Origin of the sequence: Kitasatospora sp. NPDC059817, from assembly GCF_042731835.1 — a bacterium.
Lineage (GTDB): Bacteria > Actinomycetota > Actinomycetes > Streptomycetales > Streptomycetaceae > Kitasatospora.
Window position 1 is genome coordinate 1 of the sequence record NZ_JBHWIR010000074.1, and the last position, 14,922, is coordinate 14,922.

At 74.4% G+C, this 14,922-nt stretch carries 14 protein-coding genes; 8 read left to right on the forward strand and 6 right to left on the reverse strand.

Features of this window, described 5'->3' with window-relative positions:
- The 3 genes from ACFV61_RS17890 to ACFV61_RS17900 form a co-directional block, all read left to right on the forward strand.
- The coding region (locus tag ACFV61_RS17890; RefSeq protein ID WP_380492564.1) for a divalent metal cation transporter at positions 1 to 645 on the forward strand (645 nt) is incomplete at its 5' end.
- A gap of 120 nt (positions 646 to 765) precedes the next feature.
- Positions 766 to 1,500, forward strand: a complete 735-nt coding sequence (locus ACFV61_RS17895) for an MgtC/SapB family protein (RefSeq protein ID WP_063346501.1) — start codon at positions 766 to 768, stop codon at positions 1,498 to 1,500.
- Between the two features lie 59 nt (positions 1,501 to 1,559).
- Positions 1,560 to 2,237: a YoaK family protein gene (locus ACFV61_RS17900; protein WP_063346500.1), complete on the forward strand. Its 678-nt coding sequence runs from the start codon at positions 1,560 to 1,562 to the stop codon at positions 2,235 to 2,237.
- 48 nt (positions 2,238 to 2,285) lie between these two features.
- On the opposite strand, the gene ACFV61_RS17905 is transcribed toward ACFV61_RS17900, so the two are convergent.
- Entirely contained in the window at positions 2,286 to 2,948 is a 663-nt protein-coding gene (locus tag ACFV61_RS17905) for a hypothetical protein (RefSeq protein WP_380492566.1), read from the reverse strand.
- A gap of 532 nt (positions 2,949 to 3,480) precedes the next feature.
- On the opposite strand from ACFV61_RS17905, the gene ACFV61_RS17910 reads away from it, so the two are divergent.
- Genes ACFV61_RS17910 through ACFV61_RS17920 form a run of 3 tightly spaced genes read left to right on the forward strand, consistent with a single transcriptional unit; the run spans position 3,481 to position 6,961 of the window.
- The gene (locus tag ACFV61_RS17910; RefSeq protein WP_380376580.1) at positions 3,481 to 4,005 is read left to right on the forward strand and encodes a PadR family transcriptional regulator; all 525 of its coding nucleotides are present in this window, start codon (positions 3,481 to 3,483) and stop codon (positions 4,003 to 4,005) included.
- Complete coding sequence (locus ACFV61_RS17915; protein WP_380492568.1) at positions 4,002 to 4,724, forward strand: ABC transporter ATP-binding protein; 723 nt, start codon at positions 4,002 to 4,004, stop codon at positions 4,722 to 4,724. Before ACFV61_RS17910 ends, ACFV61_RS17915 begins: the two co-directional genes overlap by 4 nt.
- Positions 4,721 to 6,961, forward strand: a complete 2,241-nt coding sequence (locus ACFV61_RS17920) for an FtsX-like permease family protein (RefSeq protein WP_380492570.1) — start codon at positions 4,721 to 4,723, stop codon at positions 6,959 to 6,961. The genes ACFV61_RS17915 and ACFV61_RS17920 overlap by 4 nt, the downstream gene beginning before the upstream one ends.
- Positions 6,962 to 7,094: 133 nt before the next feature.
- Here ACFV61_RS17920 and ACFV61_RS17925 read toward each other — a convergent pair whose 3' ends face one another.
- Positions 7,095 to 7,547: an NUDIX hydrolase gene (locus ACFV61_RS17925; protein ID WP_380492571.1), complete on the reverse strand. Its 453-nt coding sequence runs from the start codon at positions 7,545 to 7,547 to the stop codon at positions 7,095 to 7,097.
- Positions 7,548 to 7,587: 40 nt separating this feature from the next.
- Positions 7,588 to 9,078 (reverse strand): SDR family NAD(P)-dependent oxidoreductase, encoded by a 1,491-nt coding sequence (locus tag ACFV61_RS17930; protein WP_380343480.1) that lies wholly within the window; start codon positions 9,076 to 9,078, stop codon positions 7,588 to 7,590.
- Between the two features lie 297 nt (positions 9,079 to 9,375).
- Here ACFV61_RS17930 and ACFV61_RS17935 point away from each other — a divergent pair, with 297 nt between their 5' ends.
- A complete protein-coding gene (locus ACFV61_RS17935) occupies positions 9,376 to 10,815 on the forward strand; it encodes a GuaB1 family IMP dehydrogenase-related protein (RefSeq protein WP_380343415.1) in 1,440 nt (479 codons plus the stop codon).
- Here the strand turns inward: ACFV61_RS17935 and ACFV61_RS17940 are convergent.
- The 3 genes from ACFV61_RS17940 to ACFV61_RS17950 form a co-directional block, all read right to left on the reverse strand.
- Positions 10,776 to 11,807, reverse strand: a complete 1,032-nt coding sequence (locus ACFV61_RS17940) for a DUF5995 family protein (protein WP_380492573.1) — start codon at positions 11,805 to 11,807, stop codon at positions 10,776 to 10,778. The genes ACFV61_RS17935 and ACFV61_RS17940 overlap by 40 nt on opposite strands.
- Positions 11,808 to 11,909: 102 nt before the next feature.
- Positions 11,910 to 12,299, reverse strand: a complete 390-nt coding sequence (locus tag ACFV61_RS17945; protein WP_380492575.1) for a DUF3224 domain-containing protein — start codon at positions 12,297 to 12,299, stop codon at positions 11,910 to 11,912.
- Between the two features lie 130 nt (positions 12,300 to 12,429).
- On the reverse strand, positions 12,430 to 13,518 hold the full coding sequence (locus tag ACFV61_RS17950) for a PP2C family protein-serine/threonine phosphatase (RefSeq protein WP_380492577.1): 1,089 nt from the start codon (positions 13,516 to 13,518) through the stop codon (positions 12,430 to 12,432).
- Between the two features lie 363 nt (positions 13,519 to 13,881).
- Here ACFV61_RS17950 and ACFV61_RS17955 point away from each other — a divergent pair, with 363 nt between their 5' ends.
- A complete protein-coding gene (locus ACFV61_RS17955; RefSeq protein ID WP_380492579.1) occupies positions 13,882 to 14,850 on the forward strand; it encodes a pseudouridine synthase in 969 nt (322 codons plus the stop codon).
- Positions 14,851 to 14,922 lie beyond the last annotated feature (72 nt).

Sequence of the window (14,922 nt, forward strand, 5' to 3'; positions counted from 1 at the left end):
GGCGCCTTCGCCGTGTCGCTGTCCACCGCCTACGCGATCGGCGACGTGTTCGGCATCAGGCACTCGCTGCACCGGGGCGTCAAGGGCGCCAAGGGTTTCTACGCGATCTACGCCGGCCTGGTGGTCGCGGCGGCCGCGATCACGCTGCTGTCCACCGGCTACACCCAGGGCCTGATGACGCAGTTCGTCCAGGTGCTGGCCGGTGTGCTGCTGCCCTCGGCGACGGTGTTCCTGCTGCTGCTGTGCAACGACAAGGCCGTCCTGGGGCCCTGGGTCAACGGGCCCAAGACCAACGCCTTCACCTCCGCCGTCGTCGGCGTCCTGGTGATGCTGTCGCTGATCCTGACCGCCGCCGTGGTCTGGCCCGACATCAGCTCGCAGGCGATCCTGTGGATCATGGCCGGCTGCGGCGTGGCCGGTGTCCTGGTCGCTGGATACTTCTTCACCTTCGGCCGCCGGGGGACCAAGGAAGACCCCGTCGACCGCACCGGCCGCGAGGAATGGCGGATGCCCCCGCTGGAGACCCTCGGCAAGCCGGTCATGTCCACCGCCCGCAAGGTCGGCATGGGCGCCCTGCGCGCCTACCTGCTGGTCGCGATGGTGATGGTCATCATCAAGATCGTCCAGACCGCGCTCAACCACTGAGCCGAAGACCGCAGCCCGAACGGACGGGTGGTGGGCAGCGGCCCGCCACCCGTCCGTCCGTCTCCCTGCTCTTCCAGCTCTCCCCGCTCTCCCAGCTCTCCCAGTGAAGGAGGTGCCGTCGTGCACACCCTGACCACCGCCGACTTCCTCGTCCGGCTCGCCACCGGGGTCGCCTGCGGCGCGCTCATCGGCGTCGAACGCCAGTGGCGGGCCAGGATGGCCGGCCTGCGCACCAACGCCCTGGTCGCCGCCGGCGCCACCCTGTTCGTGCTGTACAGCGAGGCCGTCGGCGACGCCGCCAGCCCCACCCGGGTCGCCTCCTACGTCGTCTCCGGCATCGGCTTCCTCGGCGGTGGCGTCATCCTGCGCGACGGCGCCGGCGTCCGCGGCCTCAACACCGCCGCCACGCTGTGGTGTTCGGCCGCCGTCGGGGTGCTCGCCGCCGCCGGGAAGCTCGAATTCGCCGTCCTCGGCACGCTCGGCGTCCTCGCCGTCCACCTGATCCTGCGCCCGGCCGGCCGGATGCTCGACCGGGCCCCGCAGTCCGGCAGCGACCCCGACTCCACCGTCCGCGCCACCGTCCACCTGGAATGCGAGCGCAAGGCCGAGACCCACATCCGGGCCCTGCTGCTCCAGGCCCTGTCCGCCTCCGGCCTCGCCCCCACCGGCCTGCGCGCCCGCCGCACCGACAGCGGCGACGCCACCAGCCTGCGCGCCACCGTGGCCATCACCGGGCAGGTCGCCCCGGCCCTCGAACAGGTCGTCAGCCGGCTCTCCCTCGAACCCGGCGTCCGCGACCTGCACTGGCACCTCGACGACGAACCCGACGACCCGAGCCGCCCCGCGCTCGCCTAGCAGGAGGTCCGGGGGAGGTAGAACGGAGGCACCGCCACGAGGCCGACCAGGAGGTCCCGATGTTCACCCCCGACCCCAGGCACGGGCCGCTGGTGCCGATGCTGCTGGTGCTCACCGTCGTCACCGGACTGGTGGACGCCGTCAGCTACCTCCGGCTCGGCCACGTCTTCGTCGCCAACATGACCGGCAACGTGGTCTTCCTCGGCTTCGCCCTGGCCGGTGCCGCCGGACTCTCCGCCACCGCCTCGCTGAGCGCCCTCGCCGCCTTCGTACTCGGCGCCCTGGTCGGCGGCCACCTCGCCCGACGGCTGCCCGACCACCGCGGGCGGCTGCTGACCACGGCGGTGGTCGCCCAGACGGTGTTCGTCGCCGCGAGCATCGCCCTGGCCACCGTGGCCGGCTACACCTCCGACCCGGCCCGCTACGGCCTCATCGGACTGCTGGCCTTCGCCATGGGCGGCCAGAACGCGGTGGTCCGCTCCCTCAAGGTCCCCGACCTGACCACCACGGTGCTCACCATGACCATCACGGCCCTCGCCGCCGACCGCACCGGCCCCCGCCGTCTGGCCTCCGCCGTCTGGATGTTCGTCGGCGCCCTCGTCGGCGCCCTCCTCATCCGCCAGGCCGACGTCCCCATCGCCCTGACCCTCGCCCTGGCCCTCCTCGTCGCGGTCGCGGCCCTCACCCACCGGGCCGCCGGAGCCCACCCCGCCCCGGACTGGACCCACCCGCTCTGACCTGGCGCCGCGTCCCGCTGCTCGCCGGTTCCCGCTCGTCCACAGGGGTCAGTCGTCCTGGCGGTGGCCGGCGCGGCCGCTCCAGAGGGGTTCGAGGCGGGCCCAGCCCTGGGTCCAGGCCTCGTCGGCGCGGCGGTCGAGGACGTGCAGACGAAGGCGCAGGGCGAGGGTGAGCAGGGCCAGGAGGGCCAGGAGGGCGCCGGCGCCGGTGCAGACGGCGGAGACGGCGACGGCGGCGCGGTTGGTCGGGGGCGAGGAGAGGGCGCCGGCGGGATCGACCCAGACGGGGACGACGGTGCCGGTGACGGCCGTACGGGGGGCCTGGACGGTACCGGTGTGCGGCTGGCCGTCGGGGTAGGTCCAGGAGGCCTCGGCGTCGACGCGGGTGCTGTAGCCGGCGCCGAAGCGTCCTCCGGTGCCCGTGCCGGTGCCGTGGTCGGGGAGGGTGAGCACCACGGCGTCGACCTTGTGGAGGCGCAGGCGGTCGCTGTCGGCCTGGGGTGCGGTGGCGTGGTAGGCGAGCAGGGAGCTGCCGGTGGCGAAGGCGAGGGCGAGCAGGGCCCCGAAGGCGCTCAGCAGCCAGGCGCGGGCGCGGGCGCGGTCGACGGGCCGGACCAGCGGTTCGTGCCGGGCACCGAAGGCCCGCCGCAGCCGGCGGCCGGTTCGCGGCGGGCGCGACGAAGGCCGGGCGGGGCGGGGTGTGCTGGACACGTCGACGGCTCCTCAGGGGGGTTGGGGCGGCGCGGTGGTGAGGTCGTGAGGCTTCGTCACCCAATTTCCACCCGGTGGCCGCCTGCGCACAAGAGTCGTGCGGGCTCGTACCACCGGGACCTGCGGACGGCGCCGCCGCGTGCCGGTCGTGTTCCGGGTCGCGCCCGGGTGCGCGGCCGCCCGGCGCCCCTTCGTGCACCCGGGACGTTCGGCCCTCGGCAGCGGCCGGGCGGGCGGGCAGGCTGGGGTCCGGCCGCATCCTTCGTGCCAGGGGACGGCTTGGCCCGGTTGACCGTGGGGGTGCCGGGCCGTGGTGCGGTGCAGGGGGTGAGCGTGGGGCTGCCCTCTGCCCGCCCGCACCCGGGTGACGGTGTTCCGCCCGGGCTCTGATCGCGCTCCGGCCGCGCTCTGGCCGCGTTCTGACCGACTTCCGCCCGGGTCCCGGCCGGGTTCTGACGGGGTTTCCGCAGGCAGGGGCCGTATTCTCGCCAGCTATACACTCGGAGTATACGCGTGGGGTATGGTCTCCCCCATGAGTGTTCCTTTGACCCTGCTGGGGCTGCTGGAGCGGGAGCCGAGCCATGGCTACGACCTCAAGCGCGACTACGACTCCCTCTTCGGCCGCGGCAAACCCCTCCCGTACGGACAGGTGTACGCGACCCTCGGCCGGCTGGCCCGCGACGGCAAGGTGGTCGCGGGCGAGGCGGAGCCCGGCGACGGACCCGAACGCAAGCGCTACGTGATCACCGACGCGGGGGTGACGGAGTTCGAGACCTGGCTCCGGGATCCGGTCGCGCCCGAACCCAACCTGCAGAGCGTGCTGTTCACCAAGGTGGTGCTGGCCCTGATGCTGGGCCGCGACGCCGAGGAGTACCTGGACACCCAGCGCGCCGCCCACCTGCGCCGGATGCGCGAACTCACCGAACTGCGCCGCACCGGCGCCCTGGTGGACGCCCTGCTCGCCGACCACGGCCTGTTCCACCTGGACGCCGACCTGCGCTGGATCGACCTCACCACCGCCCGCCTGGACGCGCTGGCCGAGGCGGTGCGCTCATGACCGCCGTGATCGAGGCCCGCGACGTCGCCCTGTCCTTCGGTGAAACCCCCGCCCTGCGCGGGGCGAGCCTGTCCGTCGAGGCCGGCGAGGTGCTCGCCATCATGGGCCCGAGCGGCTCGGGAAAGTCGACGTTACTGCACTGCCTGGCCGGCATCCTGGTGCCCGACGCGGGCGAGGTGCTGTTCAACGGGCAGCGCCTGGACACCCTGAACGAGGCGGGGCGCAGCGCCCTGCGCCGCGACAAGTTCGGCTTCGTGTTCCAGTTCGGCCAGCTCGTCCCGGAGTTGACGGCGGAGGAGAACGTGGCGCTGCCGCTGCTGCTGAACGGCGTGCGCCGCGCGGACGCTCTCGCGCAGGCCCGGCCGTGGTTCGCCCGGCTCGGCCTGGACGGCATGGAGCGGCGCCGCTCCGGCGAACTGTCCGGTGGTCAGGCGCAGCGCGTGGCGCTGGCCCGGGGCCTGGTGGCCCGGCCGCAGGTGCTGTTCGCCGACGAGCCGACCGGCGCGCTGGACTCGCTGACCGGCGAGCAGGTGATGGAACTGATGGTCGGCTCGGCCCGGGAGCAGGGCACCACCGTCATCCTGGTCACCCACGAGCCGCGGGTCGCCGCCTACGCCGACCGCGAGGCGATCGTCCGCGACGGCCAAGCCCGCACGCTCTCCGCCGGGGCCGGGGCCGGGGCCGGGGCCGGGGCCGGAGCCGGGTCGGTGGCCTCGTGATCCGGTTCTCGCTCCGGCTGGCGGTCAGCGGCGGCCGGGAGGCGCTCGCCCGGCTGCTGATGATCGCGGCGGCGGTGGCGATCGGGGTCGGGCTGCTGCTGTCCACGCTCGCCAGCATGAACGCGATTGACCGCGCCAACCAGCGCCAGGTCTGGCTCGACTCCGGGGCCCGGAGCCGGACCGAGAGCGCGCAGGTCGACCCGCTGTGGTGGCGGCCCCACAACGACTACTACGACGGCTCGGAGATCCGCGAGATCGACGTCGCCGCGACCGGGCCGACCTCGCCCGTCCCGCCGGGGCTCGACCGGGTGCCGGCCCCCGGCGAGTACTACGCCTCCCCGGCGCTGGCCGCGTTGCTGCGCACCGTCCCGGCCGTCGAGCTGGGCGATCGCTTCCCGGGCCGGATGGCCGGCACCCTGAACGACTCGGCGATGCCCTCTCCGGACACGCTGGCCGTGGTCGTCGGCCGGACGGTCGGCGAGGTCGAGGCCGCGCCCCGCGCCGTCGCCGTCACCACCATCGCCTCCACCCGGCCCGAGTGCGGGAACGGCGACTGCCTGAGCCGGGGCATCCGGGGTGACGCGATGACGCTCATCCTGTCGGTGGTGGGCGGTGCGATGATCTTCCCGGTGCTGATCTTCATCGGCACCGCGACCCGCCTGTCCGCCGCCACCCGGGAGCAGCGGTTCGCCGCGATGCGACTGGTCGGTGCCACCCCGCGGCAGATCTCGGTGATCGCCGCGGTCGAGTCCACCGTCGCCGCGGTGGCCGGGACGGCCGCCGGCTTCGGCCTCTACCTGGCGCTGCGCCCGCTGGTGGCCGACGTGCCCTTCACCGGCGGCCGCTTCCACCTCGACGACCTGAGCCTGACCGGCCTCCAGGTGCTGGGCACCGTCCTGGCCGTGCCGCTCGCCTCGGCGGTGGCGGCCCGGTTCGCGCTGCGCCGGGTCACCGTCTCCCCGCTGGGCGTCAGCCGCCGGGTCACCCCGCGGCCGCCCCGGGCCTGGCGGCTGGTCCCGCTGCTGGCCGGGCTCGCGGAGCTGGTGTACTTCCTCGGCCGCCGCCCGGCCACCGGGAACGGACAGGCGGCGGCCTACCTGCCCGGGTTCCTGCTGGTGATGCTCGGCCTGGTGATCGCCGGGCCGTGGCTGACCATGGTCGCCGCCCGTGCGGTCGCCCGCCGCACCAGCCGTCCGGCCACGCTGATCGCGGTGCGCCGGCTCGCGGACGACCCGAAGGCCGGATTCCGCGCGGTCAGCGGCCTGATCCTGGCGCTGTTCGTCACCACGTCGACGGTCTGCGTCATCGGCACGATCAACGCCAACCGCGGCTCGCTGGACGGCGACCAGTCGTCCCGCGCGTCCGTGGTGCAGGGCGACTACCGGGACGGCAGGCAACTGACGGACGCGGTGCCGGAGCAGGTCCTGGCGCAGGCGCGGGCCGTGCCGGGCCTGCGGGGTCTCGCGGTGCTCCACACCAACCCGGCCGGCCTCGGGAAGATCCCGGTGGGCTCCCGCCCGGACGCCCCGCTCCTCACCCCCGGCCTGGTGTCCTGCGCGGACCTCGCCGAGGTCCCGGTGGTCGGCCACTGCGCGGCCGGGGCGAGCGTGGCGGCCGTCCCGTCGCGCGAGTTCCTCAACCTCACCTCGCGCCCGGACGCCGAGTGGCCCGCCGTCCCGGTCTCCGCGGAGGAGGTCGCGAAGCTCCCGGTCCAACTGCTCTACGCCACGACCGACGGATCGACGGCGGCGAAGGAGCAGGTCCGGACGGTGTTCACCGCGGCGTGGCCCGACCACGACGCGCACACGGTCGGCGACTGGGCCACCGAAGGCCAGCAACGGCTCGCCGGCTGGCGGCAGTTGGCGAACGTGGTGCTGCTGACCACGCTCCCGATCGCCGGGTGCAGCCTCGCGGTCAGCGTGGTGGCCGGACTCTCCGACCGCAGGCGGCCGTTCGCGATGCTGCGGCTCACCGGTTCGCCGCTGCGCCTGCTCCAGCGGGTGATCGCGCTGGAGAGCGTGCTGCCGCTGCTGTCGGTGGCGGTGATCTCGATCGGCGCGGCCCTCGCCGCCTCGGCCCTGTTCCTCAGCTCCCAGATGGACTACCACCTGGTGTCGCCGGGCGCGGTGTACTTCGGCTTCGTCGCCCTCGGTGTGGTGGCCTCGGTCGGGATCATCGCCTCGACGCTGCCGCTGCTGAAGCGGATCACCGGCCCCGAGGCCGCCCGCAACGGCTGACGGCCCGCCGCCGCCCGGCGTGGGCGGCGGACCGTCGCCGTTCGGGCGAGCCGGACCGTCGCCGTCCGGGCGAGCTGGACCGCCGCCGCCCGGGTGGGCTGGACCGCCGCCGCCCGGGCGTACCCCGTCGCCCTCAGCGGGTGACGGGGTACCCGGTCGTTCCGGCCCGGACCGCCGACGGCCGTTCCGGCAGCCAGCTGCCGAGGACCAGCGAGGACGGGTAGAACATCGGCTCCGGCAGCGCGTCCAGCGCGACGCGCTCCCAGCCGCCGCAGGCGTGCGGCTCGGTGACGACCGCCTCGGCCAGGCTCGGCGGCGCCAGCACGGCGGCGGTCAGCCGGGGCCGGCCGAGCTCGTGGTCGAGCAGGAGGGCGAGCACCCGCATCTGCTCGGCGGGCAGCACGATGCCGGTCTCCTCGGCGAGTTCGCGGGCCGCGGTCTGCTCGAAGGACTCGCCGGGATCGACCTTTCCGCCGGGCAGGCTCCAGGTGGGCGGTTCGCCGGCGGTGGTGCGCCGGCCGATCAGCACCCGGCCGTCCCCGGTGGGCACGATGACTCCTGCGCCGAGCAGCGGTGCGGTGGTCAATTCGCCATCTCCTTCGCGGGGATCCTCGGGGGGACCGGGGTTACCAGTTGGAGCGCTCGTAGTCCTTCAGGAAGCAGCCGTACAGGTCCTCGCCGAGCTCGCCGCGGACGATCGGGTCGTACACCCGGGCCGCGCCGTCGACCAGGTCGAGCGGGGCGTGGAAGCCCTCGTCGGCCAGCCGCATCTTGTCCGGGTGCGGCCGCTCGTCGGTGATCCAGCCGGTGTCGACGGCGGTCATCAGGATGCCGTCGGTCTCGAACATCTCGTGCGCGCTGGTGCGGGTGAGCATGTTGAGCGCGGCCTTGGCCATGTTGGTGTGCGGGTGGCCGGCGCCCTTGTAGCCGCGCTGGAACACGCCCTCCATCGCGGAGACGTTGACCACGTACTTGCGGCGGGAGGCGGAGGCGGCCATCGCCGGGCGCAGCTGGCTGATCAGGATGAACGGCGCGGTGGAGTTGCAGAGTTGGACCTCCAGCAGCTCGACCGGGCCGACCTCCTGGACGGTCTGCACCCAGCTGTTGGTGGGCGCGAGGTCGGGCACCAGCCCGCCGGCGTCGATCGCGGTGCCGGCCTCGATCCGGGCGGGAGTGGCGGAGCCGGTGACGAGCGCGAGCGAGGTGACGTCCTCGGCGGCCATCCGCTGCGCGTCGCCGCTCGCCTGGTGGGGGAGGGCGGGAAGGTCGACGCTGCCGCTGCCGAAGCGGCCGATGGTGGTGGCCTGCGGCAGCTCGCCGGCCGGCAGCGGCGCGGACTCGGCGGCGAGCAGCTCGCGGTAGGACTCCGGCGGGCGGCGCACGGTCTGCGCGGCGTTGTTGATCAGGATGTCCAGCGGGCCGTCGGCGGCGACCTCGTCGGCGAGCGCCATGACCTGGGCCGGGTCGCGCAGGTCGATGCCGATGACCTTGAGGCGGTGGATCCACTCGGCGCTGTCCGGCATCGCGGTGAAGCGGCGGATGGCGTCGTTGGGGAAGCGCGTGGTGATGGTGGTGTGGGCGCCGTCGCGCAGCAGCATCAGTGCGATGTACATGCCGATCTTGGCCCGGCCGCCGGTGAGCAGCGCGCGCTTGCCGGTGAGGTCGGCGCGGGCGTCCCGGTGGGACCGGTTCTTGACGGCGCAGTCCTGGCAGAGGTTGTGGTAGAACGCGTCGACCTCGACATACCGCTGCTTGCACGTGTAGCAGGAGCGGGGCCGCTCCAGGATGCCGGCGATCTCGGTGCTGGTGACGGTGGTCAGGCCGAAGGCGCCGGCGGTCTCGTCGTCGATCCGGGTGGGGGCGCCGGTGGCGGTGCGCGCGGTGACCTCGCGGTCGTTGGCGGTCTTGCGGGCCCGGGTCTCCTGGCGGCGGCGCTGCTTGAGGGTCCGGAATATGCCGCCGACGGCCTGGCGGACGGTGATCGCGTCCGGGTGGTCGACGTGCAGCTGGTCGAGCTCGGCGAGCACGTCCAGGCAGAGCCGCAGCCGCTCGGGGTCGAGGCCGGGACCGTAGTCGATCTCCTCCCCGGTGTCCGTGTCGCTCTGGTCCTGCTTGATGTCCACGCCCGCCGTCATTGCCTGTCGCCGCTTCCCGCTCGCCTCGCCGTTACCGCGTGAATGCTACGGGAGCGGCCCAGGCCGGGGCGAAAACCGTCGGCCTTGGATGATCGTCCAAGTCTACGCGCGGAGCATTGATCATGGTTTGTACACAGTGCCAGCAATGGGCCTCGAACTGGCTTTTGATCCCACCGTCCCGGAGAATCGAATGCTGGGTGCCGGGCGCCCGAGTGCGCCCGGCGGCAGTGCCGCAACCGCACCCGAGGTGTAATTTCTCCCAGCCAGAGAGCCCCCTTCATGCGCTTCCTGAACGACCTCAAGCCCTCGTACGACCTCACGTACGACGACGTCTTCATGGTCCCCAGCCGTTCCGCCGTGGGCTCCCGGCAGGCGGTCGACCTCTCCTCGAACGACGGCACCGGCACCACCATCCCGCTGGTCGTCGCCAACATGACCGCCATCGCGGGCCGCCGGATGGCCGAGACCGTCGCCCGCCGCGGCGGCCTGGTCGCCATCCCGCAGGACATCCCCACCGAGGTCATCGCCGAGGTCGTCTCCTGGGTCAAGCAGCGCCACCTGGTGCACGACACCCCGATCACCCTCGCCCCGGGCGCCACCGTCGCCGAGGCGCTGTCGCTGCTGCCCAAGCGCGCGCACGGCGCCCTCGTGGTCGTCGAGGACGGCAAGCCGGTCGGCGTCGTCACCGACTCCGACTGCCAGGGCGTGGACCGCTTCACCAGCCTCGCCGACGTGATGTCCCGTGACCTGCTGCTCCTGGACGAGGGCATCGACCCGCGCACCGCCTTCGACAAGCTCACCGAGGCGCACCGCAAGCTCGCCCCGGTCGTCGACGCCGAGGGCCGGCTCGTCGGCATCCTCACCCGCAAGGGCGCGCTGCGCGCCACCCTGTACACCCCGGCCGTGGACGCCGCCGGCAAGCTGCGGATCGCCGCCACCGTCGGCATCAACGGCGACGTGGCCGGCAAGGCCAAGGCCCTGATCGACGCCGGCGCCGACGTGCTGGTCGTGGACACCGCGCACGGCCACCAGGAATCGATGATCAGCGCGCTGCGCGCGGTGCGCGGCCTCGACCCGCGGATCCCGATCGTGGCCGGCAACGTGGTCTCCGCCGCCGGTGTCCGCGACCTGGTCGAGGCGGGCGCCGACATCCTCAAGGTCGGCGTCGGCCCCGGCGCCATGTGCACCACCCGGATGATGACCGGCGTCGGCCGCCCGCAGTTCTCCGCCGTGCTGGAGTGCGCCGCCGAGGCGCGCCGGCTCGGCAAGCACGTGTGGGCCGACGGCGGCGTCCGCCACCCGCGCGACGTCGCGATGGCACTGGCCGCCGGCGCCTCCAACGTGATGATCGGCTCCTGGTTCGCCGGCACCTACGAGTCCCCGGGCGACCTGCAGACCGCCGCCGACGGCCGCCAGTACAAGGAGAGCTTCGGCATGGCCTCGGCCCGTGCGGTCAGCAACCGCACCTCCCAGGACTCCTCGTACGACCGGGCCCGCAAGGCGCTGTTCGAGGAGGGCATCTCGCACTCCCGGATGTTCGTCGACCCGGCCCGCCCGGGCGTCGAGGACCTGATCGACTCGATCGTGGCCGGTGTGCGCAGCTCCTGCACCTACGCGGGCGCCAACACCCTGGAGGAGTTCCAGGAGAAGGCGATCGTCGGCATCCAGAGCGCGGCCGGCTACGCCGAGGGCAAGCCGCTGCACTCCAGCTGGGCCTGATCGGGCCGGGCCCGAGCGCCCGCTCCTTCACCGGCCGGCCGGTTCCTCGCCTCGGGGAGCCGGCCGGCCGCCGTGCGGGGCGCGTCCGGTGACCTGCCCGGTGCGTCGGGCGCCGTGCCTGGGGCGCCGGGCGCCGTGCCCGGTGCGTGCAGTGCCTTGCCTGGTGTGTCCGGTGCGTCCGCTGCCGTGCCCGGTGCGCCGCAGGCTGCGTCCCGCGCGGGGTGCGGGCCGAGCGGGAGCAGCAGGGCGCGGCCGAGCAGGCCGGCCGAGCAGTCCAGGGCGGCGGCGAAGGCCCGCGCGGCGGCCGGCACCGCGCGCAGCTCCCAGAGCGCCTGGACGGCGGACCACGCCCCCTCGCGGGCGGCCTCCACGGACCAGACCCCGAGCAGGTGGGTGAGCGGCTCGGCACGCTCCAGCACGTCCGGGCCGGGCATCAGCTGCTCCCGGACGGTCGTCTCCACCTCCGCCAGCAGGCCGTTGATCCGGTGGTAGTCCGCCGCGAGCCCGGCCGGCTCGCAGCCCCGCCGCAGGCAGGTGTCCACGACGGCGAGCGGCAGGTCGTGCTGGATGTGGGCGTTCATCCCGGCCAACGCGAACTGCAGCGGGTGCACCCCCGGGTGGGCGCGCAGCGCGAACAGCGGCCGCCAGCAGGCGGGCGGCTCCTGCCCGGCCGCGTCGGCGGCCACGGCCAGCAGGTAGCGCCCGGCGAACATCGTGTCCAGTTCGGCCATCGCCGCCGGATCGGCGAAGTACGAGCCGCCGAGCCGGTCGCGGACGGCCTCCGTGACGGTGAGGTAGAGCCGGTTGAAGACCGCCACCCCGTCCGCCGGGGGCAGACCCGCCCCGATCTCCCGCAGCCGACCGACCATCTCCTCGACCGTGACCGGCGCCGTGACTGGCGCCGTGACAGGAGTCGCGACAGGCACCGCGACCGTATTCGCGGCCAGCATCGCGACCGGCGTGCCGTCCGCCGCCATCGTCGTACCGGGCATGCGCCACCCTCCGATGTCGATCGTGCACTGATCGCATCATCGTGGCAGCGCGGACGGCAGCCCGGTGCGTGCGGCACGCGGCGCGCGGGGGAGACCAGGTGATCAGCCCAGGTCGTACTCCAGGACGTAGGTGTGGGTGCCGGCCTCGTCGACGGTCAGGCGGAACTCGCCGGTAAGCCCGGCCAGCTCGCCCGACCCGGTGCCCGGCACCACGCGTATGGTCGTCCCGCCGGTGTCCCATGCCGCGTGCTGGAGCACGAACGAACCCTTCCGCCCGTCCAGTTCGCCCGTCACGTGCTCCACCGCGACGTACGACGCCGGGCCGCCCGAGGGGCCCGCGACGGAGAGCATCCGCACCTCGCTGGTGCCGCTCAGCCCGCCCGTGAAGTTCTTGGAGATCCGGACCCGCCCGAAGGCCGCACCCTCGCGCTCCTCCGTCTCCACCGGTTCGAAGCTGGTCAGCTCGAACGACCCGCTGGCCTTGGACCCCATGGCGCTCTCCTCCCGACGATCGTTACCCGGCCGGCCCCTCACCGACCGTGTGCGAAGCCTTGCACACGGCTCTGACAATCGGCCGGGCCGTCACCGCTCCCGCCGACCCGCCGGCCTGCCCGTCCGCCCGTCAGTGCTCCCAGCGGAGCGCCAGCAGCGCCGCGTCGTCCGTCAGCCCGGCGTCGCCGACCCAGCCGTCGACGTCCGCGAGCAGGTCCTCCAGCAGGTCCGCCGGGCTCCCCGCGGGCAGCTCCGGCAGCCGCTCCTCCAGCGGGTAGAACCGCCCCTCGGCGTTGCGGGCCTCGGTGATGCCGTCGGTGTACAGGAGTAGCAGGTCCCCCGGCAGCGGCTCGAAGCGGCCCGTCGGATACCCGTCACCGGTCAGCCCCCGCAGCCCGAGCGGCGGCGCGGCGTACGGCGGCGTCAGCGCGTGCACCCGGCCCGCGCGGCGCAGCAGCGGGGGCGGGTGCCCGCAGTTGACCACGCCGACCGGCCCCCGCTCCGCGGGCACGGTCAGCAGCAGCGCGGTGGCGAAGCGCCCCTCGCCCGGTCGGGCGGCGAGCGCCGCGTCCAGCCGCTCGGCCAGCCGCCCGAGATCGGGCTCCGTCCGGGCCGCCTCGCGGAACACCCCCAGCACGTCCGCCGCCGTCTCCACCGCCGGAAGCCCGTGCCCCTGCACGTCCCCGAGCAGGATCCGGGCGCCGTAGCGGGTGTCGACCACCGCGTACAGGTCCCCGCCGATGCGTGCCTCGGCCGCCGCCGCGACGTAGCGCACCGCGGTGCGCAGCCGCCCGATCCGTTCCGGCGGCGGGCGCAGCAGGGCCCGCTGCGCCGCCTCGGCGACCGTCCGGACGTGGAACAGCTCCCGCTCCCGGGCCGAGACCAGGACGACGTTGGCGGCGCTGGCCAGGGTCGCCGCGAGCACCGTGATCAGCGCGGTGATGTGCACCTCGGCCGGCAGTTCGGTGTTGGTGGTCTCCAGCAGCCCGACCGCCACGACGGCGATGCCCCCGGCGGCCAGCGGCACCCGGGCGCTGCGGGTGGTCGCCCCGGCCAGGACCGGCGCGACGGCCAGTACGGGGGAGAGGGTCGTCCCCGGCCCGGTCACCAGGTCGGCCACCACGGCGGCGACCAGCAGCCCGAAGGCGCCGACCAGCAGCATCCGGGTGCGCCGCGGCAGGTGCAGCGGCGGCACACCGCCCGGGCCGTCTGCGCTCACACGTCCTCCCGGCTGCTCCCGGCGGATTGGCGACCTACCGTCCACTGTGCTCCGCACTCCCCGTGAGCGGCACCTCGGGGACCTCGGCCGAGGCCGCCCCTGGGGCGGGTCTTCAAACCCCCGCCTGCGCGCCGACGCTCCCCCAGCCTTCGGCCGGGAGGTACCCCCAGGGCACAAACGCACCTCGCGGCGTTGTCGTCGGTCGCCGATGGCCCCCAGCCTTCGGCCGGGAGGTGCCCCCACCGCATGGACTCCCTCTTCCGCCTTGCGATGCACGCACCCCAACGCCGCCACGCCCGCCCTCCGGGCGGACGACGGGGGCTTGAAGACCCGCCCCAGCGGGCGGACTACGCTGGCCGGGAGATGAGACGCAAGAGCCGCCGCCCGGCCTCCCCCCTCCCGCAGCGCCACGGTGTGGACCCGGTGCACCTGCGGCTGCCGCCCGAGGGCCCCTGGCCGACCGTCCGCGCCTACCTGGTCGAGCGGCTGCCGGCCGTGGGCGCCGCGCGGATCGACGCGGCGCTGAGCGGTCGCGAGATCGTCGGCGAGCACGGCCCGGTCGCCCCGGACGAGCCGTTCGGGCCCGGCGCGCACCTGTGGTTCTACCGGGACCTCCCCGAGGAGGTCCACGTCCCGTTCGAACTGGAGGTGCTGCACCGCGACGAACACCTGGTCGTCGTCGACAAGCCGCACTTCCTGGCCACCACCCCGCGCGGCCGGCACGTCGTCGAGACGGCGCTGTCCCGGCTGCGGCACAGTCTCGACCTGCCCGCCCTCAGCCCCGCGCACCGGCTCGACCGGCTCACCGCGGGCCTGGCCATGTTCGTGGTGCGGCCCGAGGAGCGCGGCGCCTACCAGACGCTGTTCAGCGACCGGCTGGTGCGCAAGGAGTACCAGGCGATCGCCCCGTACGACCCGGCGCTGGACCTGCCGCGCACCGTGCGCAGCCACATCCTCAAGGAGCGCGGGGTGATCGCGGCCCGGGAGCTCGACGCGCCGCCGAACAGCGAGAGCCGGATCGACCTGCTGGAACGCCGCGACGGCCTGGCCCGCTACCGGCTGCGGCCGCTGAGCGGGCGCACCCACCAGCTGCGGCTGCACATGTGCGGCCTCGGCGTGCCGATCCTCGGCGACCCGGTGTATCCGGTGGTGCTGCCCGAACCGGCCCCGGACGACTTCCGCCGTCCGCTCCAACTCCTCGCCTCGGTGGTCGAGTTCACCGACCCGCTGACCGGCCGGGAGCACCGCTTCGACACCCGCCGCACCCTCGCCGCCTGGACGGACCCGCAAGCCTGGGCCGCCGGCCCCGGTCCGGCGACCCAGCCGCTCTAGGCCCAACGGACGACCGGGTCCCGGTTCCGGTGGCCGATCCGCCGCCGCCCCCTGCGGGGCGAGGGTGGGGGC

Excerpts from the sequence above, each read along its gene's own strand:
- ACFV61_RS17900 (WP_063346500.1), top strand. The coding sequence starts at position 1,560 with ATGTTCACCCCCGACCCCAGGCACGGGCCGCTGGTGCCGATGCTGCTG.
- ACFV61_RS17910 (WP_380376580.1), top strand. The coding sequence starts at position 3,481 with ATGAGTGTTCCTTTGACCCTGCTGGGGCTGCTGGAGCGGGAGCCGAGC.
- ACFV61_RS17915 (WP_380492568.1), top strand. The coding sequence starts at position 4,002 with ATGACCGCCGTGATCGAGGCCCGCGACGTCGCCCTGTCCTTCGGTGAA.
- ACFV61_RS17935 (WP_380343415.1), top strand. The coding sequence starts at position 9,376 with ATGCGCTTCCTGAACGACCTCAAGCCCTCGTACGACCTCACGTACGAC.
- ACFV61_RS17940 (WP_380492573.1), bottom strand. The coding sequence starts at position 11,807 with ATGCCCGGTACGACGATGGCGGCGGACGGCACGCCGGTCGCGATGCTG.
- ACFV61_RS17945 (WP_380492575.1), bottom strand. The coding sequence starts at position 12,299 with ATGGGGTCCAAGGCCAGCGGGTCGTTCGAGCTGACCAGCTTCGAACCG.
- ACFV61_RS17955 (WP_380492579.1), top strand. The coding sequence starts at position 13,882 with ATGAGACGCAAGAGCCGCCGCCCGGCCTCCCCCCTCCCGCAGCGCCAC.